This is a genomic window from Mesorhizobium sp. M7A.F.Ca.CA.002.09.1.1 (genome assembly GCF_003998555.1).
Classification (GTDB): domain Bacteria; phylum Pseudomonadota; class Alphaproteobacteria; order Rhizobiales; family Rhizobiaceae; genus Mesorhizobium; species Mesorhizobium ciceri.
In genome coordinates this window covers 1-4,130 of record NZ_RZRR01000501.1, presented here as the reverse complement: position 1 = coordinate 4,130, position 4,130 = coordinate 1, and the positions used below count along the sequence as shown (strand labels likewise).

The 4,130-nt window shown below is 62.9% G+C and carries 3 protein-coding genes; all 3 read right to left on the bottom strand.

Going from position 1 to position 4,130, the window contains the following annotated elements; translation table 11 throughout:
• Positions 1 to 2,281 (bottom strand): PAS domain-containing sensor histidine kinase (locus EN994_RS20625; RefSeq protein ID WP_164746039.1); only part of this gene is annotated, 2,281 nt, incomplete at its 3' end.
• A 130-nt stretch (positions 2,282 to 2,411) separates the two neighbouring features.
• Complete coding sequence (gene ntrC / locus EN994_RS20620; protein WP_024505195.1) at positions 2,412 to 3,872, bottom strand: nitrogen regulation protein NR(I); 1,461 nt, start codon at positions 3,870 to 3,872, stop codon at positions 2,412 to 2,414.
• The coding region (locus EN994_RS20615; RefSeq protein WP_245466056.1) for an ATP-binding protein at positions 3,869 to 4,130 on the bottom strand (262 nt) is incomplete at its 5' end. The genes ntrC and EN994_RS20615, both read right to left, overlap by 4 nt.

Here is a 4,130-nt window from a genome sequence, read left to right as displayed (position 1 = left end):
CGCCATTACCGACCTTTTCAGTTTCTCTTTCGTTTTCCGCCCTGCTTTCGCCGCGCGGAGCCGTTGCGGCCGCAGGCGGCAGGATGATGCTGATCATCGCGCCGCGCCCATCGTGGAAGTCCGCAGGAGCATCGTGTAGTTCCAGCCTGCCACCATGGTCCTCCACGATCTTCTTGACGATAGCGAGGCCAAGTCCGGTGCCCTTCTCGCGTGTGGTCATGTAGGGCTCGAGCAGCCGTTGGCGATTCTCGCGCGGCAGGCCTTTGCCATTGTCGATGACGTCGATTCGAATCACACCATTCTGGCGCCCGGCCTGAATCCGGATTATGCCGTGCGAACCATCCTTCTGTTCCAATCCGTCGATTGCCTCGGCGGCGTTCTTGATCACATTGCCGAAAGCCTGCGCCATCAGCCGGCTGTCGAACGTGCCCTTCAGCGGCTCGCTGCCGAAGGTCCGCTCGAAGGTGATGTCGGCGCGGCTGACCTCGACCAGGAACGAGGCCTCGCGCAGCGATTCGCGCAGATCTATGGCCTTCATCTCGGGCTTCGGCATGCGCGCGAACGCCGAGAATTCGTCGACCATACGGCCGATATCCTCGACCTGACGAATGATGGTGTCGGTGCACTGGTCGAAAACCTCGCGGTCCTCGGTAATCACCTTGCCATAGCGGCGCTTGATGCGTTCGGCCGAGAGCTGGATCGGCGTCAGCGGGTTCTTGATCTCGTGGGCGATACGCCGCGCCACATCCGCCCAAGCCGACGAGCGCTGCGCCTGGACCAGGTCGGTGATGTCGTCAACCGTCACGACATAGGACTTTTCCTCCGAGCCGTCATCGCCGGCCTCGATGGTGATCTGAACGTTGAAGGTCCGCTCGGCGCCGGCGCGGTAGAAGGTCACCTGCTCGCGATAGACGGGTTTGCCGGACTTGCGGCCGATTTCGAAGACGCGGCCGACATGCGGCAGCACGGCGGAAAGGTTCTGCCCAAGGGCTGCGCTGGCGGATATGGCCAGCATCGCTTCGGCCGAGCGGTTGACGATGGTGACGATGCCGTAGGGATCGACGCCGATGACGCCGGCGGTAACGCCGGCAAGCACGGCTTCGGAGAAGCGTCGCCTCTCGTCGATCAGGTCCTTGGCCGACAGGATCTCGTTGCGCTGCGATTTCAGTTCGAGAAGCATTTTGTTGAACGTATCGCCGAGCGAGGCGACATCGCCGTCCGAGGGCCTGACCGGAACCGCGACGTCGAGATTGCCGGTCGCCACTTCGTCGGCGGCGCCGATGAGCTGGCGAATGGGCCGCACCAGACGGTCGGCGACCGCAATGCCGGTCCAGATCGCGGACAGGATGATGATGAGGGTGAGCGAAAGATAGGGCAGCGCGAAGGCCACCTGCGAGGTGCGGCGGTTGTCTTCCAGCCCCCGATATTCGTCGGTGTTGGACCTGACGATCTGCCGCGCCTTGATGACCTCCGGATCGACGAGGCGAATGGTATAGAGATAGAGCCCTTCGATCTCGCGCAGCTTGACGATGGCGCCCATGATGTTGCGCGTTTTCGGCTCGATCAGCACCGGCTTGCCGTCGGCAGCGCTGGCCACGGCGCCTTCCGGCGGCTCAGGCATGGCAAAATCCGTGTCGGTCTTGGCGCTCATGACGAAAGAGCCGTCAGGTTTGATCAGCGCCGCATGAGCCAGCGAACGGCCCACGGCTTCCTTGTTCATCAGGTCGAGAAAGCCGGTACGATCAAGGCCGTAGAGTGTGCGTGACGCATCGAGATCATAGGCCATGGACAGTGTCGTACCCTGCAGGTTGCGGGCATTTTCCTGAACATAGGCGTCGGCGATCGACAGCGACGAATTGACGATCGTCTTGGTGCGGATCTCGAACCAGCGGTCGAGGCCGATGTCGAGCGTGATCGACGCGATGATGGCCACCATGATGGCCGGAATGGCGGCAACCAGGGCGAACATGGCGACAATGCGCACATGCAGCCGCGAAGCGGCCTTGCCATGCCGGCGCGCCATCAGGATGCGGTGCACCTCACGCCCGACCAGCGCGATAAGAATCAGGACGAAAGCCGCGTTGAGGGCAATCAACGCCAGCGTCGTCGACTCGTTCGGTGTGATCGGCGTGGCGCCAACGAGGATGGTGAACGAGATCGCCGCCGTCATCAGCGCGCCGACGACCGCGATCACGCCTGGCAGCGCAAGCAGCCGGCGCCCGTCACGAGCGCCGGGTTCGCTGAAAAGCGGTTGGTTTGTTGTCGGTGCCTGCGGGGCCATGTCGCCGTCTAGTGCCATGATTGCGTCGGATGTATGCAACGCATTGTGGCGATTATGCAACAAGTGTGACCGAGACGGAAATCTTTCGCGAGCCGATCCCCTGAAAAGAGCGCGGGTTCAGATCAAAGGCTCAGCCCTGGCGCGACGATTTGTAGACGTTGACGCCAAGTTCGCGGATCTTCTTGCGCAGCGTGTTGCGGTTCAAGCCAAGCAGTTCCGCGGCCTTGATCTGGTTGCCGCGGGTTGCCGTCATCGAGGCCAGGACGAGTGGAAACTCGACCTCGGACAGGATGCGTTGATAAAGCCCGGCAGGTGGCAAATCGCCGGCAAACGAGGCGAAATAGCGTTGCAGGAAGTGCTCGACCGCCTGGCCGATCGACAAATCGTCGGGAATGAGATTGCCGCCACCCGGCACCACGGGACGTTCGCCGGTCTTGAGCTCGGCCTCGATGATCTCGGCGGAAATCTCGTCCTGCGAATAGAGCGCGGCGAGCCTGCGAACCAGGTTTTCCAGTTCGCGCACATTGCCCGGCCACGGATAGCGCTTCATCAACTCGATGCCGCCGGAAGAAATGCGCTTGGTCTGCAGGCCTTCCATTTCGCCGAGCTTGAAGAAGTGGCGGACAAGGTCGGGCACATCCTCGGAGCGCTCACGCAGCGCGGGCAGCCGGAGCGGCACCACGTTGAGGCGATAGAACAGATCCTCGCGAAAAAGCCCCTGGTTGATCAGGGTGCGCAGATCCTTGTTGGTGGCGGCGACGATGCGCACGTCGGTCTTGATCGGCGTGCGTCCGCCAACCGTCGTGTATTCGCCCTGCTGGAGCACGCGCAGCAGGCGGGTCTGCGCCTCCATCGGCATGTCGCCGATTTCATCGAGGAACAGCGTGCCGCCTTCAGCCTGCTCGAAGCGTCCGGTCGAGCGATTCTGCGCGCCGGTGAAGGCGCCCTTCTCGTGACCGAACAGTTCCGATTCGATCAGGTCGCGCGGGATCGCCGCCATGTTGATGGCGACGAACGGGCCGCCACGGCGGCGGCCATATTCATGCAGCGCGCGCGCCACCAGTTCCTTGCCGGTGCCGGATTCGCCCGAGATCATCACCGTCAGGTCGGTCTGCATCATGCGCGCCAGCATGCGGTAGATGTCCTGCATGGCGGCCGAACGGCCGACCAGCGGCATTGCATCGGGCTGCTCTTCCGGCCGCGCATCGATCTTCGGCCGTCGCGGCTCGGAAAGCGCCCGGTTGACGATGTTGAGCAGTTCGGTCAGGTCGAACGGCTTGGGCAGATACTCATAGGCGCCGGTTTCAGACGCGCGGATCGCCGTCATGAAGGTGTTCTGGGCGCTCATGACGATGACCGGCAGTTCCGGCCTCGCCTTCTTGATGCGCGGCAGCATGTCGAAGGCGTTCTCGTCCGGCATCACCACATCGGTGATGACCAGATCGCCCTCGCCCGCCGCCACCCAGCGCCACAAAGTCGAAGCATTGGAGGTGACGCGCACCTCGTGGCCGACGCGCGAAAGCGCCTGGTTGAGGACAGTGCGGATCGCCGCATCGTCGTCGGCGACGAGAATATTGCCGCGAACGGTCATTTGCGGTCTCCTTCACCGTCTTCATCGGCGCCGTATGGCGCTTCTTTCCAGGCCGGCATCAGGATGCGGAATGTGGTCCCGCGCGGCGTCGATTCGCATTCGATGATGCCGCCATGTTCGCCGACGATTTTGGCGACCAGCGCCAGCCCCAGCCCCGAGCCGTTCGGCTTGGTGGTGATGAACGGGTCGAACAGGATCGGCAAGATGTCTTCCGAGACGCCGGAGCCATTGTCGCGCACACAGAACTCCAGCGGCAGC